Origin of the sequence: Pseudomonas sp. B21-035 (assembly GCF_024748945.1) — a bacterium.
In the GTDB taxonomy this organism is placed as follows: Bacteria; Pseudomonadota; Gammaproteobacteria; order Pseudomonadales; family Pseudomonadaceae; genus Aquipseudomonas.
In genome coordinates this window covers 191,331-217,368 of record NZ_CP087179.1, presented here as the reverse complement: position 1 = coordinate 217,368, position 26,038 = coordinate 191,331, and the positions used below count along the sequence as shown (strand labels likewise).

Sequence of the window (26,038 nt, the reverse complement as noted above, 5' to 3'; positions counted from 1 at the left end):
GTCCGACTTTACCTCGATGATCGGACCACACGATCCGCTAAAAAGCACAAGGAGTCACGATGAAGCGCAGCCTGACCTTCCTCGCCGTGGTCATCGCCGCGGCCGCCGGCGGCGGTTACTGGTACGTGCACGGCAAGCTGCCGCAACGCCAGGGCGAGGTTACCCTGAGCAGCCTGCAGGCACCGGTCAATGTGCGCTACGACGCCCGCGGCGTGCCACATATCCAGGCGCAGAACGAGGCCGACCTGTACCGTGCCCTGGGCTATGTGCATGCCCAGGATCGCCTGTTCCAGATGGAGATCATCCGCCGCCTGGCCCGTGGCGAGCTGGCCGAGATCCTTGGCAGCAAACTGGTCGCTACCGACACCCTGTTCCGCAGCCTGCGCATTCGCGAGCAGGCCGAGCTTTACGTCGAACGCCAGGACAAAACCTCGCCCGCCTGGCTGGCCCTGCAGGCCTACCTTGAGGGCGTCAACGCCTGGCAGGACAGCCATCCCAAGCCGATGGAGTTCGACGTGCTGGGCATCTCGCCACGGCCCTTTACCGCCCAGGACACCATCAGCATCGCCGGCTACATGGCCTACAGCTTTGCCGCAGCGTTCCGCACCGAGCCTGCGCTGACCTATATCCGTGACCAGCTGGGCGCCGACTACCTGAAGATCTTCGACCTCGACTGGAACCCGCAAGGCGCCCTGGCCAGCACGCCAGCCCTGGCCGCCAGCGACTGGCAAAGCCTGCAGCAGCTTGCGCAGCTCAGCCAGCAAGCCCTGGGCGATGCCGGCATTCCCCAATACGAAGGCAGCAATGCCTGGGCCATTGCCGGCAGCCGCACGCGCAGCGGCAAGCCGCTGCTGGCCGGCGACCCGCATATCAGTTTCGCCGTGCCATCGGTGTGGTACGAGGCGGAACTGAGCGCGCCCGGCTTCAACCTCTACGGCTATCACCAGGCGCTGAACCCCTTCGCATCACTCGGGCACAATCGCGACTTCGGCTGGAGCCTGACCATGTTCCAGAACGATGACGTCGACCTGATCGCCGAACAGGTCAACCCCGACAACCCCGAGCAAGTGAAGATCAACGGCCAGTGGCAAACCCTGAGCCAGACCCACGAACAGATCGCGGTGAAGAATGAGGCGCCGGTGGACATCACCCTGCGCCGCTCGCCCCATGGGCCGATCGTCAACACGGTACTGGGCGACATGGCGGGCCCGACGCCGATTGCCGTGTGGTGGGCGTTCCTGGAGACCGAGAACCCGATCCTCGATGGCTTCTACCAGGTCAACCGTGCCGACACCCTCGACAAGATGCGCGCCGCGGCGGCGAAGATCCAGGCACCCGGGCTCAACCTGATCTGGGCCAACGCCCGTGGCGATATCGGCTGGTGGGCGGCGGCGCAGTTGCCGATTCGCCCTGCCGGAGTCAACCCGGGCTTCATTCTCGATGGCAGTACGGCGCAGGCCGACAAGCTCGGTTTTTATCCTTTCAGCGCCAACCCGCAGGCGCAGAACCCGGCCAGCGGCTACATCGTCTCGGCCAACTTCCAGCCGCCAGCGAACATACCGGTGCCGGGCTATTACAACCTGGCCGACCGTGGCCAGCGCCTGAACCAGCACCTGGCCGACCCGCAGATCAAGTGGGACCAGCAAAACAGCCAGGCGCTGCAACTGGACACCGCCACCGATTACGGCCCGCGCACCCTGGCGCCGCTACTGGCAGTGCTGCGCGAAGTGGCCGAGGGCGATCAGGAGAAGGAACTGGTCGAGCAACTGGCGGCGTGGAATGGTGACTATCCGGTGGACTCGGTCAGTGCCACGCTGTTCAACCAGTTCCTCTACGAACTGGCCTACGCGGCGCTGCACGACGAGCTGGGCGACACCTGGTTCCAGACCCTGATCAGCACCCGCGCCATCGACGCCGCATTGCCGCGCCTGGCGGCCGACGTCGCTTCACCCTGGTGGGGCAAACAGGGCAGCAGCGAGCAAGGCGATCGCACCGCAGCGGTGAAGCAGGCCTGGGGCAACACCCTGGCGCACCTGCGCGAGACCTTCGGCAACGACCCGGCAGGCTGGCAATGGGGCAAGGCACACACCCTGACCCACAACCACCCATTGGGGCTGCAGAAGCCGCTCAACCTGTTGTTCAACGTCGGCCCGTTCGCCGCGCCGGGCAGCCATGAAGTGCCCAACAACCTGTCGGCGAAAATCGGCCCGGCGCCATGGCCGGTGACCTATGGGCCATCGACCCGGCGCCTGATCGACTTTGCCGATGCCGGCCAGGCCCTGACCATCAACCCGGTCGGGCAAAGCGGGGTGTTGTTTGACCGCCACTATGGCGACCAGGCCAAGGACTATATCGAGGGCCGCTACCACAAGGCGCAGATGGGGGTGATTCCGGCGCAGAGCACCTTGAAGCTGGTGCCTTGAAAGCTTCGCGGGGCAAGTCGGGTCGCCGCACCGCCGCTCCTACCGACACTGATGGGAGCGGCGGTGCGGCGACCCGACTTGCCCCGCGATTGATCAGCCCTGCCAGTTACCGCCTTCGACAATCACGCTCTCAGGCTTGGTGTCATCGCTCAGTTCCTTGCGCACATACTGGTCATACAGCTTGAGCAGGTACTTCTGCTCGCCCAGGCGCGCCAGTTCGGCGTTGACCCAGTCGCGCAGCTCGATGTTGCCCTTCTTCACCGCCGGTGCAATCGGCGCTTCCTCACCGAGTTTTTCTTCCAGCACGCGGTAGCCCGGGTTCTGTTTCGACCAGCTGAACAGGATCAGGTTGTCCTGGGCATAGGCATCACCACGACCACTGGCCAGGGCCTGCAGCGACTCGGTGTTCTTCTCGAACTTGAGCAGCTTCCAGTCCGGATGGTTCTTGGTCAGCCAGATATCGGCGGTGGTGCCGGTGGTGACGATGGTGGTCTTGTCGGCCAGGTCATCGAGTTTTTTCACGCTGCTGCCTTCCGGCACCAAGGCCTGCACGGCCACCCGCAGGTTGGGGTTGGTGAACTCCACCGCTTCCTTGCGCTCCGGGGTCACGGTCATGTTGGCCAGGATCAGGTCGACCTTGTCGCTTTGCAGGAACGGAATACGGCTGGCAGGCTCGACCGCCACGAACTCGACCTTGTTCTCGTCGCCGAGCAGGTCCTTGGCAAACTGGCGGCCGATGTCGGTATCAAAACCGACATAGCGCCCGGCCTCATCGACAAAGCCGAATGGCGGCTTGTCGGTGAAGACGCCGACGATCAGCTTGTCGCGGGCCTTGATGGTTTCCAGGTAGCTGGTGGCTGGGGCGGCGCCAGCGGCGGCCGGCTTGCCCGGTTCTTCAGCCTTGTTGCAGCCGGCCAGCAAGGCCAGGCCGAGTAGGGACAACAGCAGTTTCGACGTCTTGGCAGTTTTCATGACAATTCCTTTGCGGGTGTTTTGGGCAGGCTTTCAACAAAGGAGAATTTCTCCAGGAACTGCTGCGCGCGTGCGCTCTGCGGGTTCGTAAAGAAGCTCTCGGGGTCGCGCTGTTCAAGGATCCTGCCGGCCTCCATGAACACGATGCGGTCGGCCACCGCGCGGGCGAAGGCCATTTCATGGGTGACGATGAGCAGGGTCATGCCGTCGCGCGCCAGGCCCTGGATTACTTGCAGCACTTCCTTGACCATTTCCGGGTCGAGCGCTGCGGTGACTTCATCGAACAGCATCACTTGCGGGTTCATGCACAGCGAGCGGACGATGGCGATGCGTTGCTGCTGGCCCCCGGAAAGCTGGCGCGGGAAGGCGTCGCGCTTGTCCAGCAGGCCAACCCGGGCCAGCAGGGCTTCGGCCTGGGCCTGGGCCTCGCGGCGCTCGCGCTTTTGCACCTTGAGCGGGCCGAGCAGCAGGTTGTCGATCACCCTCATGTGGCCGAACAGGTGATAACTCTGGAACACCATGCCGACCTGCTGGCGCACCTGGCGCCAGTCGGTGCCAGGCGTCAGCAGCTCTTCACCGGCCAGGCGCAGGCTGCCGCTGTGGGCGCTTTCCAGGCCATTGAGGCAACGCAGCAAAGTGCTCTTGCCGCAGCCGCTGGGGCCGAGGATCACCACCACTTCACCGCTGCGCACCTGCAGGTCGACGTGGTCGAGCACCTGCTGCTCGCCGAAGAATTTATTGAAGCCCTTGAACTCGATCAGTGCGCTCATGCGTGTGTCCAGCGACGCTCCAGCGCGCGCGAGGCGGCTGACAGCGGGTAGCAAATGAAGAAGAAGAACAGGAACAGCGCGCCGTAGATCAGCACCGACTCGTAGGTGCGTTCGATGATCTGCTGGCCGACCTTGATCACATCGACCACGCCGATCAGCACGGCCAGCGAGCTGGTCTTGATGATCCGCGTGTAGATGTTGATGGTCGGCGGGGTCATGCGCTTGAGCGCCTGGGGCAGCAGCACGTAGCCGTACAACTGCACACCGGACAGGCCGATCGACAGCCCCGCTTCACGCTGCCCGCGCGGCAACGACTGCAGAGCCCCGCGCACCACCTCGCCGACTTCGCTGGCGCCCCACAACGACAGCACCAGCACCGCACACCAGAAGCTTGGGATGCTCACGGCAAAGAAAATCGGCAGGCCGAAGAACAGCAGGTACAACCAGACCAGCACCGGAATCGCCCGAAACAGCTCCAGGTAGATGCGCAGCAGCAGGTTCACACTGCGTTTGCCCAAGGTCGCCAGCACGCCGTAGAGCACGCCGCCGAGGGTGGCAAAGAGGATGCTCAGCGCCGAAATCGCCAGGGTTTGCGCAGCGCCCTTGCCCAGTTGCGGCAAAGACACCAGCAACAACTCAAGACCCGAACTGGCCATGTTGCAGCCTCCGTTCCAGGCGGCTGAGCAGCAGCGACAAAGGCAGGAACAACAGCACGCAGATCAGCGTCAGCACCGCGAGCATCTCGTAAGTCTTGTAGTACAGGGCGATGTAGCTCTTGGTGGTGTAGAGGATCTCTGGCACCGCCACCGCCGACACCACGGTGGTTTCCTTGAGCAAAAAGATGAAGTTGGCGAACAGCGCCGGCAGGCTGAGGATCCCCGCCTGCGGCAGGATCACATGGCGCAGCAGCTGGCTTTCCGACAGGCCGATCGAGCGGCCGGACTCCAGTTGCGCCACCGGCACCGCCTCGACGCCGGCGCGCAGCACCTCGGTGAGGTAGGCGCCGCCGAGGAAGGTCATGGTGATGATCGCCGCGGCGAACCCGGAAATCTTCAGGCCCAGTTCCGGCAAGGCGAAGTAAACGAAGAACAGCTGGATCAGCAGCGGCGTGTTGCGCGCCAGCTCCACGTAGAGTTTGACCAGGCGCTGCAGGTACGGCGTGCGGTAAACCAGAATCGCGGCGTTGACCAGCGCCACCAGCAGCGAAGTACCGATGGCGATCAGGCCGACTTGCAGTGTGACGCCCACCGCCTTGAGAAAGGCTGGCAATGTGCTAAGGATAAAGGCGAAGTCGAAGCTCATGGAGTGAGCCTCGGCAGACGATGACGATGCGACATGGACAGGATCTCGGACCGGCCCGAGGGTAAACGGGCGGCTCTACACAGGGGTTGTCAGTGCGGGTGAGCACAATAGGTAGACTCTAAAGGTATAAAAATATTTCTTTAAATACCTTTATTGCATATTGATATCACCCAAACAGCTAACCTGCGAAATCCTTGGCGGTGACGGGATCTTTCTGCTGAAAATGCCATCCAAGCGCTGTCGACCCATCACACCAACAAGGAAGACAAAGGATGAATAGCGCCCCCACTCTCGATGCAAAAGAACTGATCAAGTGGCTGACGGCATTGCGCCGGGCGGTCAATGCGGGGAATTGAAAGCACTGTGGGAGCACGGTTGACCCGCGATGCGATTTGACTGGTAGATCGCATCGCGGGGCAAGCCCGCTCCCACAGGATGTGTGTGTAGCCTCTTAGAACGCCGGCAGTACCGCGCCGCTGTATTTCTTCTCGATGAAGGTCTTCACTTCAGGGCTGGTCAGGGCCTTGGCCAGCTTCTGGATGGCGTCGCTGTTCTTGTTGTCCGGACGGGCCACCAGGAAGTTCACGTACGGCGAGTCGGCGCCTTCGATCACCAGGGCGTCCTTGGCCGGGTTCAGGCCGGCTTCCAGGGCGTAGTTGGTGTTGATCATGTCCAGGTCGACCTGATCGAGCACACGCGGCAGCATGGCCGATTCAAGCTCGCGGAACTTCAGCTTCTTCGGGTTCTCGGCGATGTCTTTCGGGGTCGCCAGGGCGTTCTTCGGATCCTTCAGGGTGATCAGGCCAGCCTTCTGCAACAGCAGCAGGGCACGACCGCTGTTGCTGCCTTCGTTAGGAATGGCAACGGTAGCGCCTTCCTTCAGTTCGCTCAGGCTCTTGACCTTCTTCGAGTAGCCGCCGAAGGGTTCGACGTGCACGCCGATCACGGTTTCCAGGTGGGTGCCTTTGCCTTCGTTGAAGTTCTTCAGGTACGGCAGGGTCTGGAAGTAGTTGGCGTCCAGGCGCTTCTGGTCGACCTGCACGTTAGGCTGCACGTAGTCGGTGAATACCTTGATCTCCAGGTCCACACCTTCCTTGGCCAGGGTCGGCTTGATCAGCTCGAGGATTTCCGCGTGCGGTACCGGGGTAGCGGCAACTACCAGCTTCTCGCCCGCCTGGGCAAAACCTGCAACCGACAGAGCGGCCGCCAGAGCAGTCAACAACAGAGCCTTTTTCATGCGCAGTCCTTATTCGAATACATGGCCATCGGGCGACGGCGAAGATGGGGGTTGCCAGCACTTTGCTAGCTGGCTTGAAGCGGACAATACCTAGATTTTTTATACCAGAACAATATCTTTTATTTTGCTGCTTATGCCATTTTCAACGGACGCCGCCATGCACCCCATACATGGCATCAGGCAGCGGGTTGCGTCAGACGCAACAGAGTCTTCTCCAGCAATTGTTGCAGAGCACTGCGCTCACCCGGCTCACCAAGGCTCAGAAGCTGCTCCAGCTGGCTGGCCAGAGCGCTCAAGGGTGTCGGCAGGTTCAAATGCTCGGGGAGGATTTCTTCACCGCTGCTGACCAGCAGGGCAAAGTGAATGACGTTCTCAAGCTCACGGGTATTGCCCGGCCAGCTGTGCAGCTCCAATACCCGCTGCGCCGCTTCGCTGATCAACGGCACCGGCAGGTTCAGGCGCGGGCTATAAATACCAACGAAATACTCGGCCAACGGCAGGATATCGCCGACCCGTTCACGCAAGGCCGGCAGCTCCAGCTGGCCTTCGCGCAGGTAGTGGTACAGGCGGTCGTGGAACTTGCCGGCGCTCACCGCCTCGGCCAGGTCGATGCTCGAGGCGGCGACCAGGCGCACGTCCACCGGGTTTGGTTGCTGGGCACCGACGCGGGTGACTTCGCGGTTTTCCAGCGCCGAGAGCAGCTTGATCTGGATCGGCAGCGGCAGGTCGGCGATTTCGTCCAGGTACAGGGTGCCGCCGTTGGCCGAGCCGAACCATCCGGCCCGGCTGCTGGCCGCGCCGCTGTGAGCACCGGCGCTGTAGCCAAACAACTCGGCGTCGGCATAGGTCGGGCTGATCGCCCCGCAGTTGACCGAAACAAACAAGCCGCCGCGATCACTGGCGCGATGAATCTGGCGGGCCAGCAATTCCTTGCCAGTCCCGGTTTCGCCGCGGATCAGCACTGGCAGGGCCAGGGGCGCTAGCAGCTCGAGCTCTTCGCGCAATTGCCGCGACCGCCGATCGACGAACACCAGCGCCTTGGCGCGGATGCTCAGCGGGCTCTTGTCCAGCTCGGGAAACGTCAACAAAGGCTGGCCGAAGGTGTCGTGATTACTCATGGCAAACTCCCGCCCTTGGCGCTTTCCGGCCGGGCGTTCGAATCAAGGCAAATAGTCAGCGCCTGAAGCTCAGGCGCGGCGTAGAGCGTGCTGTTCCAGACGGTTCTGCAGGCGGTACAGGTAAGCGAAGCCCTGCTCCCAGCGACGGTGCCCGGACTTGACGTTGATATGCCCGGCACCGGCCAGAAAACCGGTCTCGGCGCCCCAGGCACGGGCCAGCTGCATGGCCCGCGGGACACTGACAGCCGGGTCGTTGTCGGAGCTGACCACCTGGCTTGGGAACGGCAGCAGCAGCTGCGGAATCGGTGCAAAGTTGCGCAGTGCCGGCGCACAGGTCGGCCGCTCGACGTCAGCCGGCGCCACCAACAAGGCACCGCGTACCCGGCGCAACAGGGTAGCGCTGGCTTGCGCGGCCCAATGGGCAACGGTGATGCAACCCAGGCTGTGGGCGATCAGGATCACCGGCGACTCATCGGCGGCCACCGCTTGCTCGAGAGTTGCGACCCAGTCCTGGCGCTGCGGGTTCAACCAGTCGGCCTGCTCGACCCGGGCGCTGTTGGGCAGCACCTGCTGCCAGTGGGTTTGCCAATGCTCGTCTGGCGAACCTTGCCAGCCCGGCACAATCAGGTAACGGATCGACTCGTTGCGCATGGAACGCCTCCTGCTGCGTTTGCGTGCATGAGGCCAAGTATAGGGGGGTGGTTATATTCGTAAAGGAATAAGAAGCTATTTATTAATAACCAAAATATAAATTTTCCATAAAAAAAGGGACCACCCCCTGCCGAAGGACCGGTCCCTGAAGCATTGCCTGAGAGATGTTGCTCAACGGGCGGTGATCACCGACAACTTGGTGATACCGGCACGTTCGATCGAGGCCATGGCGCGCGCCACCTCCCCATAATTAACGCCATCGTCGGCCTGCAGCTGTACGCGCAGTTCCGGGTCTTTGGCCTTGGCCGCCTGCAGGTTGGTTTCCAGCAGATCCGGCTGGATCTCGTCCTTGTTGATAAACAGCTTGCCGCCGCCGTCGATGCTCACCACCAGCGGATCCTTCTGTTCCACCGGAGCCACGGCCTCGGTCTTGGGCAAGTTGATCGGGATGGCGTTGGTCAGCAGTGGCGCGGTGACGATGAACACCACCAGCAGCACCAGCATCACGTCCACCAGCGGCGTCACGTTGATCTCGCTGAGTACTTCGTCACTGTCCTGGGTCGAGAAGGCCATATCAGGATGCCTCCTTCACTTTCTGGGTGTGCTGGCCAGCGGCGGCCTTGTAGGCAGTCGGGTGCACCAGTACCCGGAACGCGCTCTTCTGCGCCAGGCTGTAGAAGTCGTGGGCAAAGTCATCGAGGTCGGCGGCGGTCAGCTTCAGGCGGCGCAGGAAGTAGTTGTAGACCAGCACCGCCGGCACCGCGACGGCGATACCGACGCCGGTGGCGACCAGCGCCGCACCGATCGGCCCGGCCACGGTTTCCAGGCTCGCCGAACCTGCGGCGCTGATGCCCTTGAGCGCTTCCATGATGCCCCAGACGGTGCCGAACAGGCCGATGAAGGGCGAGGTGCTGCCGATACTGGCGACTACCGCCAGGCCGGTTTCCAGCGAGCGGCGCTCACGCACGATCTGCTGGCGAAGGGCACGTTCGAGGCGGTCCTGATGGTTGATCGCCTGGCTCAGGTCGCTGGCTTGCTGGCCTGGCTCGCCGACCGCGATAGCGGCGTAACCGGCCTGGGCGACCCGGGCTGCGGCGCCGGGTTGTGCATGGCTGAGCTCGGCAGCGGAATCCAGGCTTGAAGCCGCCCAGAATTGTTTGTGAAAGCGTTTGTCCTGGTTCTTCAGGCGCACGAACTGCACGCCCTTGACCAGGGCCAGGCCCCAGGTGACGACGGAGAAGCCCACCAGCAGCCAGATCACCGCGCTTTCGATGGATTCGAGGGGGGATGCCAATACAGTCATGATCAATACTCTCTTCTGTTAGCGCGAATTAGCGGATCTTGAAGTCGATGGGTACGCTGACCCAGCCGTCCTGGGCCACGTCGCCCTGCTTGGCCGGGACGAAGCTCCAACGCTTGACCGCAGCCAGGGCGGCGTCGTCGAGCTGCTGGCGGCCACTGCTTTTCTGAATCTGGATGTCACCCGGCTTGCCGCTGGCCAGTACCCGCACCCGCAACAACACCGTGCCTTCCCAGCCGCGACGCTGGGCCAGCGACGGGTACTCCGGCGCCGGGTTCTTCAGGTACGCGGCGTTGGCCGACGCCGGGGTCACCGGCGCTGGTGCCGGCGGTGCCGGGGGCGCTGGTGGTGCTGCCGGTTGTGGCGGTGCGGGCGGTTGCTCGACCGCCTTGGGCGCAGGCTTGGGTACCGGTTTGGGCACAGGTTTAGGCTTGGGCTTGGGTACCGGCTTGGGCGCAGGCTTGGCGGCCAGCTCATCAACCACCGGTGGCGGCGGCTCGACCACTGCCGGTGGCGGTGGCGGTGGCGGCTCGACGGCCGGCGGCGCTGGCTGGGAAAACTCGATGGTCATCGGCGGGATTTCCGGCGGCACCACCGGCAACACCGGGGTCGGCGCCTGGCTCACCCAGTACGCCAGCGCACCGTGCAAGGCCAGGGCAAACACCCCGAGCAGAATCTTCTCCCGACGGCTCAGCGCGCTTTTCGGCGTGCTTTGCAGACGCAACTGCGCCAGCGGCAACCGCAGCGGGCGACCGAGGTCGACCAGCTCGCCGCTCGGCGACTGGCGCCAAAGCACATCGTGAGCACTGGCGGCGGTCTGGACATTACCCATTGATCAACTCCTGGGACGTGAGTGCGTTTCGTCGAAGGCAGGTCAATTGCCTTCGCTGGGTTGGATCATCAACTTCTGTTACTTATGTCTTAAAGTAATTTTTAAGGTTATGGATAGAACCAAAACACATATATAAATGAGCCGAACCGCTCTAAGCCGCGCCCTTCAAGGGCTGGCGCCAACGCCCTGAAACGCCATGCCTGCAGGGCATGAAAAATATTCGCCAAAGGCATCGAAAAACGCCGTTTCAGAAGTCGTAGCGGCCGGTCACACCCAAGGTCCGCGGGGTACCGAGCAGGCCCTCATAGCCGCCGTTGGCCGCGCTCCAGAGGGTGGTGTAGTAGGTTTTGTCAAAAGCGTTCTTCAGCCACAGCGAGACATCCCACTGGCCCTGGCCAAGGTCACCACGCAGGCCGGTGGAGAGGTTGACCACGGCGTAGCTGGGGATTTGCGCGAAGTCAGAGTCCTCGACCGTGCCTACGGCCTTGGAGCGGAAGGCGTAACTGGCGGTGAGGTAAGGTTGCAGGCCGTTGTCCAGATCCCACTGGTACTGGCCGTTGGCGTTGGCGATCCATTTCGACGCGCCGACTACCTGGTGGCCACTGAGGTCGCAGGCCGCCGGCGCCCCCGGTTGCAGAGCGACTTCCGGGGCGCACGGGGCGTCCTTGTAAGACAGATACCGCACGTCGTTGTAGGAGCCGTTGATGTTCAGGGTCAGGCCACGTACCGGGATCAGCGTGCTTTCCAGCTCCACCCCGCGTGAGCGCACGGAGCCGGCATTGGTCAGGTACTGCACGCGGTTGGCGTCGTCGTAGGCGTTGGTCTGGTAGCCGTGCACCTCGGTCCAGAACAGGTTGGCGTTGAGCTGCAGGCGACGGTCCCAGAGGGTGCTCTTCAAGCCCAGTTCGGCGTTGTTGGCGCGCTCGGTGCCGATCAGCAGCGAATCGGCGCCGGCAACCGGGGCGGTACCGACCGCCAGGTTGACGCCACCAGACTTCTCGCCGTGGGACAAGGTGGCGTAGCCAAGCAGGTCATCGCTGAAGCGATAACTCAGGTTGAGCAAGCCCGAAGGGCTGGTGCTGTACTGGTTGAGGTCGCCCGATTCATAGGCACCCACCCGACCCTGGCGCGCAGTTGCCGCAGCGCCTGCAACCGCCGCACCACCGACGGCCGCGGCGCGATCGACCCAGGCGCTTTTCTCCTCATAGGTGCCGCGTACCCCGGCGGTGAAATCCAGGCGCTCGGTCAGGTGCCAGGTGCCCTGGGCGAACAAGGCAAAGCTGTCGGTCTCGATATGGCCCTTGCCGACGCTGCTGACATTGGCCAGAGCCCCGGCTGGCGTACCGTTCCAGATATCCGCCTGGGGCCCGTAATGGACGAAGGATTTGTTGTCCAGGTCGGAGCCGAAGTAATAGGCACCCAGTACATAGTCGAAGAAGCCGCCGGTTGGCGAGGCCAGGCGAAATTCCTGCGAGTACTGTTTATCACGCACCGACACCCCGGCGTTGTAGGCCGCCGGCACGTTCAGGCCATCATCGTTGCGCGGGGTGAAGTCCCACCAGCGGTAGGCGCTTACCGAGGTCAGGGTGAAGTCGTTGTCCAGGGTCCAATTGGCTTCCAGGGAAGTCCCGCCCTGGAACACCGTGACCTGCTGATCGTCATCGAGGTTGACCTTGCGCTTGCTGCCATCGACCAGCGTCGCCCCGGCCGCCTGGGCCCGCGCTTCATAGCGGTTGACGCCATTGATGGTCGGCCCGGTGCTGTACAGCAGGCGAGTGCCGGCGCTGGAATCTTCTTCGTTGTAGTCGCCGATCCAGCGCAGGTTGAACTGCTCGTTGGGCTTGTACAGCAGCTGGCCGCGAAAGCCCTGGCGCGAACCGCCGTTGAGGGTATGGCCGTCGAATTCGTTCTTGATGTCGCCATCGTTGCGCGTGCGGTAGGCCGAAATGCGCCCGGCCAGGGTCTCGCTCAAGGGCCCGGACAGGGTGCCCTTGGTCTGCAAGTAGCCATCCTCGCCCACCGAGGTTTCGATGCTGCGCTCGGGGGTGAAGCTCGGCGCACGGGTGCTGATGTTGATCACCCCGGCGGTGGTGTTCTTGCCAAACAGCGTGCCCTGCGGGCCGCGCAGCACTTCCAGTTGCTCGATGTCCATGAGGTCGAACACGGCCATGCCCGGGCGGCCGAGGTAGACGTTGTCCAGGTACAGGCCGACGCTGCCTTCCAGGCCGTCGCTGGCCGGGTTGTTGCCCAGGCCACGAATCGACACGCTGGACTGGCGCGCGTGCATATAGGCGACGTTGACGCTGGGCACCAGCTGCTGCAGGTCCTGAATGCGATACACCCGCTGGCTTTCCAGGGCCTGGCCGTCAAGCACGCTGATCGGCGTCGGCACGTCCTGGGCGCTCTCTTCGCGGCGCCGGGCGGTGACGGTGACGGTCTTGAGCTGGCTGTCGCTGGCCTTGACCTCAGGCTTTGCCGAGTCGGCGGCCTGAGCCGGCAACCAGTGCGCGCTGCCAGCCAGCAGCAAGGCCAGGGGCAGGCGCTGGAGCCGCCGTGAAGACAAGGGTGCAGCGCGAAGGGTCGGGCTCATGGGCGGCTCCTGGCAAAGGAATTTATATTCCTTTAAGTTATTTATTTATGATTCGACATACATTTACTGCATAAGAGATTGCCTTTATAAGGAGTGCACCAGAGGCAGAGCAAATGCATTTGCCCGATACTTTTTATGTGAAAAATGCATATAGACCTGCGCCAACTCCGCCACCTGATCGCCCTTGCCGAGCACCGCAGCTTCGTCGCCGCGGCGACCGCGGTGAACCTCTCGCAATCGGCCTTCAGCCGCAGCATCCAGGCCCTGGAGCACAGCGCCGGCTGCCAATTGGTGGACCGCTCACACAAAGAACTGCCACCGACCAAGCAGGGCCTGGTGGTGCTCGAACACGCGCGCCGGCTGATCAGCGGCGCGCGCCAGTTGAGCAACGAGATCAGCCAGTTCAATGGCCTGGAAGCCGGCGAGCTCCGCTTCGGCTGCGGCCCGGCGCCCGCCGCGGGCCTGGTGCCACGGGCGATTGGCGGCTTCATCGGCCGCTACCCCAAGGCGCGGGTGCAGTTTCAGGTCGATGACTGGCAGAGCCTGAACAAGCGCCTGCTGGCCGAGGAGTTCGAATTCTTCGTCGCCGACACCCGCAGCTTCGAGGCCGACCCGCAATACCAGACCCTGCGCCTGCGGCCTCGACGCTGGCATTTTTGCTGCCGCGCCGGGCACCCGCTGGCGGCGCTATCGAGCGTCAGCGCCGAGCAACTGTTGCACTACCCCTTGGCCGTCACCCTGCGCCCACCCAACCTGCGCAAGGTGATCGCCGACCTAAGCGGCCGCCCGGATTTCGTCGCCAATGTCGAATGCGAAAACAGCTACAGCCTGCTTGGGGTGGTGCTCAATTCCGATGCCATCGGCATCTGCGGCGCCTACAGCGACGCCCTGCACAACGCCAACGGCAAACTGGTGCGGCTGAGCATCGATGGCCTGGCGGACGACTGCGAAGAGCTCTACACCCGCTACGGCATCGTCAGCCAGGCGCGCCTGCGCCTGTCGCCGCTGGCCGAGGCGATGATCGAACAGATCATCCTCACTGATCAGGCCGACCGCGCCCTCGACGCCTGCAACCTGGAGCAACTGGCGATCTGAGCCATTGCGCAAAACGCATCGACTGCATTCGGCAAATGCGCTTGTGATGCGCGCCCCGGGCGGCGAAAACAGTCAGCTGAAATCTGCCCAGGTGACTGCCATGCCCCACCCCACTGCCGTGCGCAACGTGCTGTACATCATGTGCGACCAACTGCGTCGCGATTACCTCTCGTGCTATGGCCACCGCCATCTGCACACGCCGAACATCGACCGCCTGGCCGCCGCCGGGGTGCGCTTCAGCCGCGCCTACACCCAGGGCACCATCTGCGGCCCGTCGCGGATGTCGGCCTACACCGGGCGTTATGTCAGCAGCCACCAGGTGGCCTGGAACGGCGTGCCGCTGCCGCTGGATGAACTGACCCTCGGTGACTACCTGCGCCCTGCCGGCATCCGCACCGCGCTGGTGGGCAAGACCCACGCCACGCCGAACCAGGAGGCCTTGCAACAGCTGGCCATCGACCCGCTGATGGCCGAGCAGCTCAACGAGGTGGGGTTCGAACCGGTTGCCCGCCACGATGGCATCTTCCCCGACGACCCGCTGTTCGCCGACAAGCGCGAAAGCGCGCCCTACACCCGCTACCTGCGCGACCACGGCTTTACCGGCGACAACCCCTGGCACAGCTGGGCCAATGCCGCCGCAGGCGAAAACGGTGAAATTCTCAGCGGCTGGCACATGCGCAACGCCGACCTGCCCACGCGCCTGCCCGAGCAGCACTCCGAGACGGTCTACAGCACCGACCGCGCCATCGACTTCATCCAGGCCCAGGGCGAGCAGCCCTGGTGCCTGCACCTGTCGTACATCAAGCCGCACTGGCCCTACATCGCCCCGGCGCCTTACCACGCGCTTTACAACGCCAGCCAGGTGCAGGCGCCGATAGCTGTTCAGCCAGGCAACGACCATCCGGTGTATGTCGCGTTCCGCCAGCACCAGGAAAGCCTCAACTTCTCTCGCGAAGAAGTGCGCCTGAAAGTGATCCCCACCTACATGGGCCTGATCAAACAGATCGACGACCAGCTCGGGCGCCTGTTCGATGTGCTGCAAAGCAATGGCCGCTGGGACGACACCCTGATCGTGTTCACCAGTGATCACGGTGATTTTCTCGGCGACCATGGCCTGGGCGAAAAGGAGTTTTTGCTAGAGCCTGCGGTGGGCGTACCGCTGATTGTGCGTGATCCACGGGCGGCGGCGGATGTCAGCCGCGGCACGGTGGATGAGCGATTGGTTGAGACCATCGATGCGCTGCCGACCTTCCTCGACGCGCTGGGGTTGCCGAGTGCCGAGCATCGGCTGGAGGGGCGTTCGCTGATTCCGCTGTTGCATGGCACCGCCAGCGCCTGGCGCAGCTACGCCATTGCCGAATACGACTACGCCTTCCAGGCCCCGGCCCGCGAGCGCCTGGGCCAGCCGATCGACCGTTGCCGGATGACCATGGTGCGCAGCGAGCGCTGGAAGTACCTGGCCTATGACGGCTTTCGCGCACAGCTATTCGACCTGCTCAACGACCCGCAAGAGCTGCACGACCTGGGTGCGGACCCGGCCTATGCCAGCGTGCGCGAGGCCCACCAGGGTTATCTGTTCGAATGGCTCAGGAGCTTGAAGCGGCGGACCACCATCAGCCATGCCGAGATCGAGCGGCGTGGGCAATGGTTTCGCTATGGCGAACCGCGCGAGGACAGCGTGGTGAAGATCGGGGTGTGGTAGGGGCTGCTTTGCAGCCCATCGCTGGCAAGCCAGCTCCCACAGGGTTCAGTGTATGCAGTACCTGTGGGAGCGGGCTTGACCCGCGATGAGGCCCTCAGATATTGGCCACTTTCTGCCAGACCTTGGGCTTGAAGAACAAGGTCTCGCCACGCGCCAGACCGCTCAGGCTGTCATGGTCCTTGACCACCTCGGCCTCGATCAGCTCGCTCTGCCCTTCGACCTTCAAGGTCACCCGGGTCGTCGCCCCCAGCGGACGGATGTCGCGCACCTGCGCCGCGTGATGGCCTTCGATCTCGTGACGCGACAGCGACACTTCATGCGGGCGGAACATCACGTGCTGGCCTTCGCTAAGGTGCAGGCGGTTGGAATCGCCAAGGAAGTGATAAACGAAGTCGCTGGCCGGGTTCTCGTAGACCTCGCCCGGCGAGCCGATCTGCTCGATCACGCCCTTGTTCATCACCACGATACGGTCGGCGACTTCCATGGCCTCTTCCTGGTCGTGGGTAACGAACACCGAGGTCAGGTTGATGTCTTCGTGCAGGCGCGCCAGCCAGCGACGCAGCTCTTTGCGTACCTTGGCATCCAGGGCACCGAACGGCTCGTCGAGCAGCAGTACCTTGGGCTCCACCGCCAGGGCGCGGGCCAGGGCGATACGCTGGCGCTGGCCGCCCGACAGTTGCTCGGGGTAACGGTCGCTGAGCCAGTCGAGCTGGACCATGTTCAGAAGCTCGTGGACCTTCTCGGCAATCTTGCTTTCGTTCGGGCGCTCGCCCTTGGGCTTCATGCGCAGGCCGAAGGCGACGTTGTCGAACACGCTCATGTGGCGAAACAGCGCGTAGTGCTGGAACACGAAACCGACGTTGCGATCACGCACATCGTGGCCCGAGACATCTTCGCCGTGGAAGACGATGCTGCCCTGGTCGGGGGTTTCCAGCCCGGCGATGATCCGCAGCAGGGTGGTCTTGCCGCAGCCGGACGGGCCGAGCAAAGCCACCAGCTCGCCGCTGTGGATATCCAGGTTGATGCTGTCCAGAGCCTGGAAAGCGTTGAAGCGCTTGCTGACGTTACGAACTTCGATCGACATGAATTATTCCTCCGCCGCGTTATGGCGCAGACGGTTAATACGGGACTCGCTCCACTGCTTGAGCAGCAGGATGAAGAGCGCCAGGATCAGCAACAGGCTGGCGACGCTGAAGGCCGCAACGTGGTTGTATTCGTTGTAGAGAATCTCGACGTGCAGCGGCAAGGTGTTGGTGACCCCGCGAATATGCCCGGACACCACCGACACCGCACCGAACTCGCCCATCGCCCGCGCGGTACACAGCACCACGCCGTAGATAAGGCCCCATTTGATGTTGGGCAGGGTCACGTGCCAGAACATCTGCCAGCCGTTGGCGCCGAGCAGGCGCGCGGCCTCCTCTTCCTGGGTGCCCTGCTCCTGCATCAGCGGGATCAGTTCACGGGCCACGAACGGCACGGTGACGAAGATGGTCGCCAGAACGATACCCGGCAAGGCGAAGACGATCTGGATGTCGTGATCCTGCAACCAGGGCCCGAACAGGCCCTGGGCGCCGAACATCAACACATAGACCAGGCCCGCGATCACCGGCGACACCGAGAATGGCAGGTCGATCAGCGTGACCAGGATGCTCTTGCCACGGAAGTTGTATTTGCTCACACACCAGGCAGCGCTGACCCCGAACACCAGGTTCAGCGGCACCGAGATGGCCACGGCGATCAGGGTCAGCTTCAACGCCGACAGGGCGTCGGGCTCGAAGATCGCCTCGAAGAACGTGCCCAGGCCCATTTTCAGGCCCTGGGACACCACGATCACCAGCGGCAGCAGCAGGAACAGGGCGAAGATCAACCAGCCAAGGCTGATCAGGATACGCCGTGAAGTGGCGCTGCCACGGCGGGCAGCATTGGCCGAAGCGGCCGCGCCAATAGAAGTCGCAGACATGGACGTGGCCTCCTTCAAGGGGTTTCGATGCGCCGCTGCAGCAAGTTGATCAGCAGCAACAGGATGAAGGAAACCACCAGCATCAACACGCCGATGGCGGTGGCGCCGGTGTAGTCGTACTGGTCGAGCTTGACCATGATCAGCAGCGGCAGGATTTCGGTCTTCATCGGCATGTTGCCGGCAATGAAGATCACCGAACCGTACTCGCCAACGCCACGGGCAAAGGCCAGGGCAAAACCGGTCAGCCAGGCCGGCAACAACGCCGGCGCCAGCACGTAGCGGAACACCTGCAGCGGCTTGGCGCCCAGGCAGGCGGCGGCCTCTTCGACTTCACGGGGAATGTCAGCCAGCACCGGCTGCACCGTGCGCACCACGAACGGCAGGGTCACGAAAGTCAGCGCCAGGGTGATGCCCAAGGGGGTGTAGGCGATCTTGAAACCGAGGTCGGTGGCGAACTGGCCGACCAGGCCGGCTGGTGCGTACAGCGCGGTCAGGGCAATGCCGGCAACCGCAGTAGGCAGGGCGAACGGCAGGTCGATCATCGCATCGATGATCTTGCGCCCGGGAAAGGTGTAGCGCACCAGCACCCAGGCCAGCAGGGTGCCGATGATGCCGTTGATGATGGCAGCGTAGAGGGCAGTGCCGAAGCTCAGCTTCAGCGCCGCAAGCACCCGCGGGGCACTGACGATGGCCCAGAACTGCTCCCAGGTGAGCTGGGCGGCATGTATGAACATGGCGGCCAGCGGTATCAGCACAATCAGGCTGAGGTACACCAAGGTGTAGCCCAGCGTCAGCCCGAAGCCGGGTATGACGGGGGAAATACGACGTGACATAAAGGTCCCTGGTTGAACGCACGAAGCCCGGGACGAATCCCGGGCCCATGCTGGCTACTGAACGGCGATTATCCTGCCGGGCATCACTGCGCCGTGTAGATCTGGTCGAACACGCCACCATCGTTGAAGAACTTGGGTTGGGCAGTTTTCCAGCCACCGAAGTCTTTGTCGATAGTCACCAGGTCCAGTTTAGGGAACTGCTTGGCGTATTCGGCGGCGACTTTCGGATCACGCGGACGGTAGAAGTTCTCGGCCGCGATCTTCTGCCCGGCCGGGCTGTACAGGTGCTTGAGGTACGCCTCGGCGATCTGCTCGTTGCCCTTTTTCTGCGCGTTCTTGTCGACCACCGCCACTGGCGGCTCGGCAAGGATCGACAGCGACGGCACGACGATGTCGAACTTGTCGGCGCCACCGTCTTCCTTGAGGGCCAGGAAGGCTTCGTTTTCCCAGGCCAGCAACACGTCACCCTGACCGTTGTTGACGAAGGTGATGGTCGAGCCACGGGCGCCGGTGTCCAGGACCGGTACGTGCTTGAACAGCTCTTTCACGTACTCCTGGGCCTTGGCTTCGCTGCCACCGGCTTTCAGGCCGTAGGCCCAGGCGGCGAGGAAGTTCCAGCGGGCGCCGCCGGAAGTTTTCGGGTTCGGGGTAATGACCGAGACGTCCTTCTTGATCAGGTCGCCCCAGTCCTTGATGCCTTTCGGGTTGCCCTTGCGCACCAGGAAGACGATGGTCGAGGTGTACGGGGTGCTGGCGTCCGGCAGGCGGGTCTGCCAGTTGTCCGGCAGGGTCTTGCCGAGCTTGGCCACTTCGTCGATGTCGCCGGCCAGGGCCAGGGTCACCACGTCGGCACGCAGGCCGTCGATCACCGCGCGGGCCTGCTTGCCCGAACCCCCGTGGGACTGCTGGATCTTCACCTTGTCGTCCGGGTGAGCCTGCTGCCAGTGCTTGATGAACTCGGCGTTGTACTGCTGATACAACTCGCGGGTCGGATCATAGGACACGTTCAGCAGTTCGTAGTCCTTGGCGATTGCGGAACCGGCAAAAACGGCGCTGGCGAGTGCAGCCAGGGCATAACGGCGGATGGACATGGTGAAGCTCCCGATTGGCGTATTTTTCTAATTAGGTGGCGCGATAATCAGCTGGGCTTGTTGCCGGGGTTCTGCAGGCGGAACTTTTCCTTGCGTTCGATCTGGACGACCTGGGCGTTGTGCACGGTGATTTCCACCGCGCCAAACCGCAGGTCGCGCAGGGCGCTCTGGATTTCGCGCAGAATGGTGGCTTCGTCCTGACCGTCAACGCTACGCAGAGATGCGCTCATGCTCGTGCTCCTGTGATATGGGTGCCGTGCAGTGCGTGAAGGGGAGCGACTGCGCCTGGCTTGAGGGCAATCTTAGGGGGGCGCGAATATTCTTAAAAATACTATTTAAGAATTTTTATATAACTGAAATAGAGTTTCGCGGGACAAGTCGGATCGCCGCCCCGCCGCACCTGCACTTGTAGGAGCGGGCTTGCCCCGCGATAGGGCCCTCAAGCCCAGCGCAATTGCTGCGCCGGCACCGGCCGGCCAAACCAGTAGCCCTGGCCCAGCTGGCATTGCTGCTCCAGCAGAAAGCGCGCCTGCTCGGCCTGCTCGATACCCTCGGCATGCACCAGCATGCCCATGCTCCGAGCCAGAGCAATGATCACCCGGACGATCGCCACATCGTCTTCATCACAAGGCAAGCCGGCGACAAAGCCCTGGTCGATCTTGAGCTTCTGCACCGGCAGGCGCTTGAGCCGCAGCAGCGACGAATAACCGGTGCCAAAGTCATCGATGGCCAGGCGCAAGCCCAGTTCACGCAAGCGATGCAGTTGCTCGAGCGCCACCTCGGGGTCTTCCATCACCGCGCTTTCGGTCACTTCCAGCTCCAGCAGGGCGGGGTCCAGCGCAGTGTCGTGCAGCACCTGCGCGACCTGCTGATAGAGGTCGCGATGGCCAAACAGACGGCTGGATATATTCACCGCGACAAACTCCAGCGCCCGCCCCTCGGCCTGCCACTTAACCATCTGCAGGCAGGCCTGGCGCAGCACCCAGGTGTCGATATCGGCAATCAGCCCGGTGCGTTCGGCAATCGGGATAAACTCCCCGGGCGGCACCAGCCCGCGCTGCGGATGCTGCCAGCGCACCAGGGCCTCGACGCCAATCATCTTGCTGCTGAACAGGTCGTGCACCGGCTGGTAATAGACCCGCAGCTCTTCCTGCTCCAGGGCGCGGCGCAGCTCACCAGCGGTTTCGACCCGCTGCTGGGCATGGGCGGTCAGCTCCTCGGTGTACAGCGCATAACCGGCGCGCCCGCAGGTCTTGGCCTTGAACAGCGCCGAGTCGGCATTGCGCAGCAATTGCTCGGCGCTCAGGGCGTCGCTGGGGAACAGGCTGATGCCGATGCTGACGCTGATGAACAGGCGCTGGCGGTCGACTTCGAACGGCGCCTTCATGCCGTCGATGATGCTCTGGGCCAAGGCCGCGGCCTGGCCGACCTGCGGGCAGTTCTCGGCCAGCACGGCGAACTCGTCACCGCCCAGGCGCGCCAGGGTCACGCCGTTGCCCAGCAGCGCCTTCAAGCGCTCGCCGACCACCTTGAGCAACTGGTCGCCGATGTTGTGACCGAGGCTGTCGTTGATGCTCTGGAAATGATCGAGGTCGAGCAGCAGCAAGGCGCAACCGCGCTTGTTGCTCTGCGCTGCGGCCAGGGCCTGCTGGGTGCGGTCGTTGAACAGCAGGCGGTTGGGCAGGTCGGTGAGCGGATCGTGATGGGCAAGATAGGCCAGCTCGCGCTCGGAATGCTTGATCGCGCTGATGTCGCTGAATACCGCAACGTAATGGCTCAACTCGCCGCTGTCATCGCTGATGGCGCAGATGGTCTGCCATTGCGGATACACCTCGCCGCTTTTGCGCCGGTTCCAGATCTCGCCGCTCCACTCACCCTTTTCGGCCAGGGTGGCGTAGATCTGCTGGTAGAACGCTGCACCGTGGCGGCCGGACTTGAACTTGCTCGGGCGCTGGCCGAGCACTTCGTCCTTGTCGTAGCCGGTGATCTGCATGAACGCCCGGTTGACGTGCACGATCAGGCCATCGCGGTCGGTGACCAATACCCCTTCAAGGGTGCTGTCGAACACCGCCGCCGCCATGCGCAGGCGCTCGCGGTCCTCGCGGCGCAAGCGCACGCCGACGCCAATGAAGTTGAGCAAACGGGCGCGCGAGACAAAAATCAGCAAGGCGCTGCACAGCACCCAGAAGTGCGCGCTGATCAGTTGCCAGCGGGCGATTTGCTCGGGAGCATCGAAAAGACTGTTCAATAATTGATCAGACAGAGCCAGCCACAGTACCGACAGCACGAGGTAGAGCGCCGCCATGCGCATGGCGTCTCGAATGGAAGCAGACATAAGGTCCCGGGCAAACCCACAAAAATTTGTGGGGGATTATAGGGTAGAAACATCCGGTGACCTCCTATCTAAAAGGCCGACTGGTTTTATTTGCTGGCGCAGGGATAATGTTTCCCGCTGTTCCCTATGTTTTTGAGGGCCATTTAGCCTATGTGGTACGAAGGTTTGCTCAACTTGTCAGTGTGGCAATTGCTGGCAGTTACCCTGGTAATGACGCATGTGACCATCGTCAGTGTCACCGTTTACCTGCACCGTTACTCTGCCCACCGCTCGCTGGAACTCAATGCCGGGCTCAAGCACTTTTTCCGTTTCTGGCTGTGGCTGACCACGGCGCAGAACACCCGCGAGTGGACTGCCATCCACCGCAAGCACCACGCCAAATGCGAAACCGTCGATGACCCGCACAGCCCGGTGATCAAAGGCCTGTCCACGGTGCTGCGCAAGGGCGCCGAGCTGTACCGCGAAGAGGCACAGAACCCGGAAACCTTGCGTATCTACGGCAAGAACTGCCCGGAAGACTGGATCGAACGCAACCTCTACAGCCGCTACAAGCTCGGTGGCATCGCCCTCATGGCGTTGATCGACCTGCTGCTGTTCGGCACCGCCGGCATCACCATCTGGGCGGTGCAGATGATGTGGATTCCGTTCTGGGCCGCCGGCGTGGTCAACGGTCTGGGCCATGCGGTCGGCTATCGCAACTTCGAATGCCGCGACGCCGCCACCAACCTGGTGCCCTGGGGCATCATCATTGGTGGTGAAGAACTGCACAACAACCACCACACCTACCCCAACTCGGCCAAGCTCTCGGTCAAGCGTTGGGAGTTTGACATGGGCTGGGCCTGGATCAAGCTGTTCTGCTGGCTGCGCCTGGCCAAGGTGCAGCGCGTCGCGCCCATCGCCCACCGGGTCGAAGGCAAGGGGCAGCTGGACATGGACACCGCCATGGCGATCCTCAACAACCGCTTCCAGATCATGGCCCAGTACCGCAAGCTGGTGATCGCGCCGCTGGTCAAGCAGGAGCTGGCCCGCGTCGACGACTCGGTGCGCCACCAGTTCCGCCGTGCCAAGCGCTTGCTGTCGCGGGAGACCAGCCTGCTGGAAGACCGTCATCACCTGCGCATCCAGACCATGCTCGAGCACAGCCAGGCACTCAAGACCATCTACGAAAAACGCCTGGCCCTGCAGCAAATCTGGGTACGTACCAGCGCCAACGGCCACGACATGCTCGCGGCCATGAAAGACTGGGTGCACGAGGCCGAAGCCAGCGGTATCCAGTCGCTGCGCGACTTCGCCGCCCAGCTCAAGACCTACTCGCTGCGCCCTGCCCTGGCCTGATGCCGTTGATCGGCGCGCCCGTCCCGCGGCGCGCCGACCGGAACTTAGCCGCCTAATCTCACTCTGACAGGCATATCGCCCGCGTGGCGGGCCGGGTCGTGGCCGCACGCCCCCGTCGTGAGAATTTCCGCGCAAATGGTCAAGAACAAACCAACAACCCTGGCCTGCAATCCGCCACCTGAAGCCGCCCAGACCCTGCTGGCCCTGATGCACGCCCAAGGCGAAGTCGCGCGCCTGAGCGAGCGCGAACAGCTGTTCAGCTCGTTGCTCGACAGCGTTAACGCCGTGCTCTGGGCCTTCGACTGGGAAAGCCGCCAGGTGCTTTACGTCAGCCCCGCCTACGAACGCATTTTTGGCCGCCCGGCCGGCCTGCTGCTGGCTGACTTCAATGAGTGGCGCGACAGCATCTACCCCGACGACCTCGACTACGCCGAACGCAGCCTGGCCGAAGTGCTGGTCAAAGGCGCAGTGGAAGACCGCGAATACCGCATCATCGCCGCCGACGGCCAGGTGCGCTGGATCAGCGACAAATGCTTCATCAACCAGCAAGCCGACCCCAGCCAGCGGGTGATCATCGTTGGCATGGCCGAGGACATCACCGAAAAGAAGCAGCTCGAAGGCGAGCTGCAGCGCCTGGCCACCACCGACGTCCTGACCCAGAGCAGCAACCGCCGGCACTTTTTCGAGTGCGCCCAGCACGCTTTCGAAACCGCGCGACTGGAGCAGACGCCGTTGGCGTTCCTGCTGCTCGACATCGATGACTTCAAGCAGATCAACGACACCTACGGCCATCAGGAAGGCGACTATGTGCTGCAGCGCATCGCCGACACCGGCAAGGCGGTGTTGCGCCGTGGTGATCAGTTCGGGCGCATTGGCGGTGAAGAATTCGCCGCAGTGTTTCCGGGTTGCACCCCAGAGATCGCCCAGCAGATTGCCGAACGCCTGCAGCGCGAGATCCAGCGCTTGAGCTTCAGCCATGACGACAAGGTATTTGGAGTGACGGTGAGCCAGGGGCTGACCGGGATTACTGAAGAAGATGAGTCGCTGGACAGCCTGTTCGCCCGGGCGGATGCGGCCATGTACCAGGCCAAGCGCCAGGGCAAGAATCAGATTGTAAGAGGCTGAAAAGCATCGCTGGCCTTGCCAGCGATTGGGCCGCACAGCGGCCCCAGAGTCTCAAACCTTGCGCAACCTGCCCAGCTCCGCCATCCCCACCTTGAGCAAGCGCGCCGTCTTGCTTTCAGCCAGGCCTTCGAGCCCCTGATCCGCCGGCAGGCGCGCCAGTTGCCCGGCCAGGTTCATCACCAGCGCATCGCGTGAATACACGCCGCCGCCCAACTGGTAGATCGCCGCAATCAGCTCACGCAGCTCCAGCGGCAAGCGCCAGCGGGTGCGCAGCGCCGAGCCGAACGCCGCGCCAAACTCGTTGAGCGACAGCTCCACCGAGTCTTCATCCAGCTCACCGCCGGCCTGCTGCCATTCCTGCAAACAACGCAACAGCGCCAGATCGCCCAGGCAATGCAGCAAGCCGGCGCAATAGCAGCGCTCCTGATCGAGCTCGAGCATGCGGGCCAGGGTTCGCGCGTATTCGGCAGTGTGCAGTGACAACTCCCAGAAATGCTCGGCATGACGCGACAGGATCGGATCACTGAGTTTGGCGCTGCGCTTGAGCGCAAGCCCCAGTATCAAGTTCATGCTCTGGGTGGTGCCCAGCTTGTTCAGCGCCTGCATCAGGCTCTGCACCGCGCCATCGCGATGCAATGCGGCGCTGTTGGCGGCGGCAATGAGCACGGCGGTAACCTGCGGGTCATTGCGGATCTCGGCCTCCAGCACCTTGAGGTCCAGGCCCTGGGGTTGCAGGCTGCGCTTGATCGCCAGTTTCACGTCGGCAAACAGCGGGCCGCCATCGGAATTGGCGCGACGCCCTTCGAGAAAACGCGGCAAGGTCGAGCCCGGCTGCAACGGCGGCACCGGACAGGCAACCTCCTCGCCGGCGCTGAGCAGCAGGTCTTCCAGGCGCTGACGCAGCGAATCCATGTTCAACGGCTTGCTCAGGTAAGCGGTGGGTGCGAACGGCAGCACCTCGCGGACACTGGCGGCATCGCTGCGGTTGCTCATGAGAATGAACGGCAGTGCCGGCTGGCGACCTTTGGCCCGTACGTTGCGCAGCAAGTCGAGGCCGTCGCCGCCGGGCAGCTCGCGCGCGGCGATGATCAGGTCCGGCTTGCTGGCCAGCGCTGCCAGCGCCTGCGAGCCATCGGCACACACCTGCAAACGCGCATCGCAGCGCACGCTCAGCAGCATCTGGCTCAGCATGTCCCGCACCCAGGGGTCGCCTTCGGCAATCAGCACGCAAGGTGCCTGGGCGGGCTCTACAACGCTCATACACAACTCTCCCGATATTCCGCTACACGCAATCCTGTGCACCTTCCAAGGTGTCTCCTTACAGGCAACCTTAGCCGCCTGGCCTTCCTTTGGGCGAAAAAAAACCC

Annotated in this window: 23 protein-coding genes; 5 read left to right on the top strand and 18 right to left on the bottom strand. The window is 63.2% G+C overall.

From position 1 onward, the window contains the following. Positions 1 to 59: 59 nt before the first annotated feature. Complete coding sequence (locus LOY22_RS00935; RefSeq protein ID WP_258595819.1) at positions 60 to 2,423, top strand: penicillin acylase family protein; 2,364 nt, start codon at positions 60 to 62, stop codon at positions 2,421 to 2,423. Positions 2,424 to 2,516: 93 nt separating this feature from the next. Here the strand turns inward: LOY22_RS00935 and LOY22_RS00930 are convergent, their stop codons facing one another. The 11 genes from LOY22_RS00930 to LOY22_RS00880 all read right to left on the bottom strand — a co-directional run bounded on the left by LOY22_RS00930 (position 2,517) and on the right by LOY22_RS00880 (position 13,195). Then, a complete protein-coding gene (locus LOY22_RS00930; RefSeq protein ID WP_045201781.1) occupies positions 2,517 to 3,395 on the bottom strand; it encodes a transporter substrate-binding domain-containing protein in 879 nt (292 codons plus the stop codon). After that, entirely contained in the window at positions 3,392 to 4,165 is a 774-nt protein-coding gene (locus LOY22_RS00925) for an amino acid ABC transporter ATP-binding protein (RefSeq protein WP_258595817.1), read from the bottom strand. Before LOY22_RS00925 ends, LOY22_RS00930 begins: the two co-directional genes overlap by 4 nt. Next, complete coding sequence (locus tag LOY22_RS00920; protein WP_045201778.1) at positions 4,162 to 4,821, bottom strand: amino acid ABC transporter permease; 660 nt, start codon at positions 4,819 to 4,821, stop codon at positions 4,162 to 4,164. The genes LOY22_RS00925 and LOY22_RS00920 overlap by 4 nt, the downstream gene beginning before the upstream one ends. After that, the gene (locus LOY22_RS00915; RefSeq protein ID WP_093377386.1) at positions 4,802 to 5,467 is read right to left on the bottom strand and encodes an amino acid ABC transporter permease; all 666 of its coding nucleotides are present in this window, start codon (positions 5,465 to 5,467) and stop codon (positions 4,802 to 4,804) included. The genes LOY22_RS00920 and LOY22_RS00915 overlap by 20 nt, the downstream gene beginning before the upstream one ends. Before the next feature lie 451 nt (positions 5,468 to 5,918). Beyond that, positions 5,919 to 6,704, bottom strand: a complete 786-nt coding sequence (locus LOY22_RS00910; RefSeq protein WP_045201774.1) for a MetQ/NlpA family ABC transporter substrate-binding protein — start codon at positions 6,702 to 6,704, stop codon at positions 5,919 to 5,921. Positions 6,705 to 6,880: 176 nt separating this feature from the next. Beyond that, positions 6,881 to 7,822: a sigma 54-interacting transcriptional regulator gene (locus tag LOY22_RS00905; RefSeq protein WP_258595809.1), complete on the bottom strand. Its 942-nt coding sequence runs from the start codon at positions 7,820 to 7,822 to the stop codon at positions 6,881 to 6,883. Positions 7,823 to 7,891: 69 nt separating this feature from the next. Further along, a complete protein-coding gene (locus LOY22_RS00900) occupies positions 7,892 to 8,473 on the bottom strand; it encodes an alpha/beta hydrolase (RefSeq protein ID WP_258595807.1) in 582 nt (193 codons plus the stop codon). Positions 8,474 to 8,644: 171 nt separating this feature from the next. Beyond that, positions 8,645 to 9,046 (bottom strand): biopolymer transporter ExbD, encoded by a 402-nt coding sequence (locus tag LOY22_RS00895; RefSeq protein ID WP_045201768.1) that lies wholly within the window; start codon positions 9,044 to 9,046, stop codon positions 8,645 to 8,647. Position 9,047: 1 nt separating this feature from the next. Beyond that, positions 9,048 to 9,776: a MotA/TolQ/ExbB proton channel family protein gene (locus LOY22_RS00890; RefSeq protein ID WP_038997727.1), complete on the bottom strand. Its 729-nt coding sequence runs from the start codon at positions 9,774 to 9,776 to the stop codon at positions 9,048 to 9,050. 28 nt (positions 9,777 to 9,804) lie between these two features. Next, positions 9,805 to 10,605: an energy transducer TonB gene (locus LOY22_RS00885; RefSeq protein ID WP_045201766.1), complete on the bottom strand. Its 801-nt coding sequence runs from the start codon at positions 10,603 to 10,605 to the stop codon at positions 9,805 to 9,807. A 247-nt stretch (positions 10,606 to 10,852) separates the two neighbouring features. Next, complete coding sequence (locus tag LOY22_RS00880) at positions 10,853 to 13,195, bottom strand: TonB-dependent receptor (protein WP_258595804.1); 2,343 nt, start codon at positions 13,193 to 13,195, stop codon at positions 10,853 to 10,855. Positions 13,196 to 13,339: 144 nt separating this feature from the next. On the opposite strand from LOY22_RS00880, the gene LOY22_RS00875 reads away from it, so the two are divergent. Together LOY22_RS00875 and LOY22_RS00870 are read left to right on the top strand one after the other, a co-directional pair. Next, a complete protein-coding gene (locus LOY22_RS00875) occupies positions 13,340 to 14,290 on the top strand; it encodes a LysR family transcriptional regulator (protein ID WP_258595802.1) in 951 nt (316 codons plus the stop codon). A 100-nt stretch (positions 14,291 to 14,390) separates the two neighbouring features. After that, entirely contained in the window at positions 14,391 to 15,992 is a 1,602-nt protein-coding gene (locus LOY22_RS00870; protein ID WP_258595800.1) for an alkaline phosphatase family protein, read from the top strand. A gap of 94 nt (positions 15,993 to 16,086) precedes the next feature. On the opposite strand, the gene LOY22_RS00865 is transcribed toward LOY22_RS00870, so the two are convergent. From LOY22_RS00865 to dibA, 6 genes are all read right to left on the bottom strand, one after another. Further along, on the bottom strand, positions 16,087 to 17,076 hold the full coding sequence (locus LOY22_RS00865) for a sulfate/molybdate ABC transporter ATP-binding protein (protein WP_045201760.1): 990 nt from the start codon (positions 17,074 to 17,076) through the stop codon (positions 16,087 to 16,089). Between the two features lie 3 nt (positions 17,077 to 17,079). Then, positions 17,080 to 17,952 carry a sulfate ABC transporter permease subunit CysW gene (gene cysW, locus LOY22_RS00860; RefSeq protein ID WP_045201758.1) on the bottom strand — a complete coding sequence of 291 codons (873 nt, stop codon included), beginning with the start codon at positions 17,950 to 17,952 and terminating at the stop codon, positions 17,080 to 17,082. A gap of 14 nt (positions 17,953 to 17,966) precedes the next feature. After that, a complete protein-coding gene (gene cysT / locus LOY22_RS00855) occupies positions 17,967 to 18,785 on the bottom strand; it encodes a sulfate ABC transporter permease subunit CysT (protein ID WP_010222098.1) in 819 nt (272 codons plus the stop codon). An 83-nt stretch (positions 18,786 to 18,868) separates the two neighbouring features. Continuing rightward, entirely contained in the window at positions 18,869 to 19,876 is a 1,008-nt protein-coding gene (locus LOY22_RS00850) for a sulfate ABC transporter substrate-binding protein (RefSeq protein WP_093377409.1), read from the bottom strand. A gap of 47 nt (positions 19,877 to 19,923) precedes the next feature. Further along, positions 19,924 to 20,106, bottom strand: coding sequence for a sulfur starvation response protein OscA (oscA, locus tag LOY22_RS00845; RefSeq protein WP_007941032.1), 183 nt, complete (start codon positions 20,104 to 20,106; stop codon positions 19,924 to 19,926). 209 nt (positions 20,107 to 20,315) lie between these two features. Then, positions 20,316 to 22,211, bottom strand: a complete 1,896-nt coding sequence (gene dibA, locus LOY22_RS00840; RefSeq protein WP_213602765.1) for a phosphodiesterase DibA — start codon at positions 22,209 to 22,211, stop codon at positions 20,316 to 20,318. A gap of 150 nt (positions 22,212 to 22,361) precedes the next feature. Here dibA and desA point away from each other — a divergent pair, with 150 nt between their 5' ends. Together desA and LOY22_RS00830 are read left to right on the top strand one after the other, a co-directional pair. Continuing rightward, positions 22,362 to 23,546, top strand: a complete 1,185-nt coding sequence (gene desA, locus LOY22_RS00835; RefSeq protein WP_258595796.1) for a delta-9 fatty acid desaturase DesA — start codon at positions 22,362 to 22,364, stop codon at positions 23,544 to 23,546. 135 nt (positions 23,547 to 23,681) lie between these two features. Then, positions 23,682 to 24,671, top strand: coding sequence for a sensor domain-containing diguanylate cyclase (locus tag LOY22_RS00830; RefSeq protein WP_045201752.1), 990 nt, complete (start codon positions 23,682 to 23,684; stop codon positions 24,669 to 24,671). Positions 24,672 to 24,722: 51 nt separating this feature from the next. Here LOY22_RS00830 and LOY22_RS00825 read toward each other — a convergent pair whose 3' ends face one another. Continuing rightward, on the bottom strand, positions 24,723 to 25,931 hold the full coding sequence (locus LOY22_RS00825; RefSeq protein WP_045201750.1) for a response regulator: 1,209 nt from the start codon (positions 25,929 to 25,931) through the stop codon (positions 24,723 to 24,725). Positions 25,932 to 26,038: the final 107 nt, after the last annotated feature.

Excerpts from the sequence above, each read along its gene's own strand:
- LOY22_RS00935 (WP_258595819.1), top strand. The coding sequence starts at position 60 with ATGAAGCGCAGCCTGACCTTCCTCGCCGTGGTCATCGCCGCGGCCGCC.
- LOY22_RS00930 (WP_045201781.1), bottom strand. The coding sequence starts at position 3,395 with ATGAAAACTGCCAAGACGTCGAAACTGCTGTTGTCCCTACTCGGCCTG.
- LOY22_RS00925 (WP_258595817.1), bottom strand. The coding sequence starts at position 4,165 with ATGAGCGCACTGATCGAGTTCAAGGGCTTCAATAAATTCTTCGGCGAG.
- LOY22_RS00920 (WP_045201778.1), bottom strand. The coding sequence starts at position 4,821 with ATGGCCAGTTCGGGTCTTGAGTTGTTGCTGGTGTCTTTGCCGCAACTG.
- LOY22_RS00915 (WP_093377386.1), bottom strand. The coding sequence starts at position 5,467 with ATGAGCTTCGACTTCGCCTTTATCCTTAGCACATTGCCAGCCTTTCTC.
- LOY22_RS00910 (WP_045201774.1), bottom strand. The coding sequence starts at position 6,704 with ATGAAAAAGGCTCTGTTGTTGACTGCTCTGGCGGCCGCTCTGTCGGTT.
- LOY22_RS00905 (WP_258595809.1), bottom strand. The coding sequence starts at position 7,822 with ATGAGTAATCACGACACCTTCGGCCAGCCTTTGTTGACGTTTCCCGAG.
- LOY22_RS00900 (WP_258595807.1), bottom strand. The coding sequence starts at position 8,473 with ATGCGCAACGAGTCGATCCGTTACCTGATTGTGCCGGGCTGGCAAGGT.
- LOY22_RS00895 (WP_045201768.1), bottom strand. The coding sequence starts at position 9,046 with ATGGCCTTCTCGACCCAGGACAGTGACGAAGTACTCAGCGAGATCAAC.
- LOY22_RS00890 (WP_038997727.1), bottom strand. The coding sequence starts at position 9,776 with ATGACTGTATTGGCATCCCCCCTCGAATCCATCGAAAGCGCGGTGATC.
- LOY22_RS00885 (WP_045201766.1), bottom strand. The coding sequence starts at position 10,605 with ATGGGTAATGTCCAGACCGCCGCCAGTGCTCACGATGTGCTTTGGCGC.
- LOY22_RS00880 (WP_258595804.1), bottom strand. The coding sequence starts at position 13,195 with ATGAGCCCGACCCTTCGCGCTGCACCCTTGTCTTCACGGCGGCTCCAG.
- LOY22_RS00875 (WP_258595802.1), top strand. The coding sequence starts at position 13,340 with ATGCATATAGACCTGCGCCAACTCCGCCACCTGATCGCCCTTGCCGAG.
- LOY22_RS00870 (WP_258595800.1), top strand. The coding sequence starts at position 14,391 with ATGCCCCACCCCACTGCCGTGCGCAACGTGCTGTACATCATGTGCGAC.
- LOY22_RS00865 (WP_045201760.1), bottom strand. The coding sequence starts at position 17,076 with ATGTCGATCGAAGTTCGTAACGTCAGCAAGCGCTTCAACGCTTTCCAG.
- cysW (WP_045201758.1), bottom strand. The coding sequence starts at position 17,952 with ATGTCTGCGACTTCTATTGGCGCGGCCGCTTCGGCCAATGCTGCCCGC.
- cysT (WP_010222098.1), bottom strand. The coding sequence starts at position 18,785 with ATGTCACGTCGTATTTCCCCCGTCATACCCGGCTTCGGGCTGACGCTG.
- LOY22_RS00850 (WP_093377409.1), bottom strand. The coding sequence starts at position 19,876 with ATGTCCATCCGCCGTTATGCCCTGGCTGCACTCGCCAGCGCCGTTTTT.
- oscA (WP_007941032.1), bottom strand. The coding sequence starts at position 20,106 with ATGAGCGCATCTCTGCGTAGCGTTGACGGTCAGGACGAAGCCACCATT.
- dibA (WP_213602765.1), bottom strand. The coding sequence starts at position 22,211 with ATGTCTGCTTCCATTCGAGACGCCATGCGCATGGCGGCGCTCTACCTC.
- desA (WP_258595796.1), top strand. The coding sequence starts at position 22,362 with ATGTGGTACGAAGGTTTGCTCAACTTGTCAGTGTGGCAATTGCTGGCA.
- LOY22_RS00830 (WP_045201752.1), top strand. The coding sequence starts at position 23,682 with ATGGTCAAGAACAAACCAACAACCCTGGCCTGCAATCCGCCACCTGAA.
- LOY22_RS00825 (WP_045201750.1), bottom strand. The coding sequence starts at position 25,931 with ATGAGCGTTGTAGAGCCCGCCCAGGCACCTTGCGTGCTGATTGCCGAA.